Genomic DNA, 1,291 nt, shown 5'->3' with positions numbered 1-1,291 from the left:
CTGTAGATACTCTGTTCACGGTCAAGCTTTTGCGAGGTCTTTTGCGCTAAAAAGCTTGGCCGTGTCGAAATCTTCTCCGGCTTGCATGCAGGCCCACAGGCCGGTCAGGTATTTGCGCATGACGGCGACGATGGCCTGCATTTTTCTCTTCCCTCGCCCGATCAACGCTTCGTAAAAGGCTTTCACGTTGCTGTCGCAACGTATGGCAGTCAGCGCTGGCATGTACATCGCTGAGCGTAGGTAGGCGTTTCCGCCCTTACTTATCCGTCCAGGTTTATCGATGCTGGTACCTGATTGTGTAAGCCGTACATCGAGTCCTGCATGTCGGCTGACTTGCGCGGACTTAAGCGTCACTGGCAAGGTCGTCAATTCAGCCAGTGCCGCAAATACTGAAATTTCGCCCATGCCCGGCGCTGCGATCATGTGCCCGAACTGGGCACTTAGCGTTGGGCAGTTGTCGATCAGCGCCCGACCTGCGAGCCTGAAACGCTCGATTCGCTTGTCAAAAGCTTCAATGGCCTCTTCTTCGTCTTCAATCAGCATTTTCACGGTTGTTTGAGTAGCTTTGAGCGCATGCAGCTCGTTTTTGGCTCGGGTTCGATGACACGTCAAACGATTGATATGCCTTCCGATAGCCCGCAGTTCCAACTGTATGGTCGTGGGCGGCGTCCACAGTTTTGGGCTCATGCGTTCGCCGTATTCAGCTAGTAACTGGGCATCGATCGCATCGGTTTTGCTGTTTTTCAGCATCAGCTTGGCAAAGTTATGAAAGCTCTTCGGGTTGATAACCGAAACGGGCAAACCCGCCGCAGTTAGCTCCATGGCCAAATCCAGGTAATAGATGCCAGTGGCCTCCATGACCACGGACAAAGGATTGAGCTCGAGCAACTTATTGACTGCTGCCTTGCGCCCAGCGGGCGTTTGGTCGATGTTGCACGCTCCTGCAAAATGGCCCTCGTTGCGCCAGCTCATGGCGGTCGTGCGAGACCCCACATCCAAACCGACATGCATGCTCATGCTTTCAACTCCAAGTGAACTGGGTTAGAAATGCATTCTGGTTCCCCTGACCTCGAACTTCATGCCACTGCAACCTTGTAATGCGAAGTCCGACTTGTCGGCTTCTCGATACTCTTCGTGGTGGGCAATGAGGCGGGGGGACCTCTCTACAGACAAGGTCAGGAGCAAGTCCTGCCTTTAGGAGCGATCGGTCTCCCCCAGAAACACATCTTCGTATGTCCGCACCAGCGAGCTTAGATCTCAATTGACTGGTGTGAGGGCAACATACAAGGAG

Annotated in this window: 1 protein-coding gene; it reads right to left on the bottom strand. The window is 53.8% G+C overall.

Annotated features, from left to right (window positions below):
- Positions 1-21: 21 nt before the first annotated feature.
- A complete protein-coding gene (locus H8F23_RS28670; RefSeq protein ID WP_194936573.1) occupies positions 22-1,017 on the bottom strand; it encodes an IS110 family RNA-guided transposase in 996 nt (331 codons plus the stop codon).
- Between the last annotated feature and the right edge of the window lie 274 nt (positions 1,018-1,291).

The organism is Pseudomonas neuropathica, assembly GCF_015461835.1.
Lineage (GTDB): Bacteria > Pseudomonadota > Gammaproteobacteria > Pseudomonadales > Pseudomonadaceae > Aquipseudomonas > Aquipseudomonas neuropathica.
The sequence above is the reverse complement of the archived record's forward strand: the minus strand, read 5'-3'. Positions and strand labels throughout refer to the sequence as shown.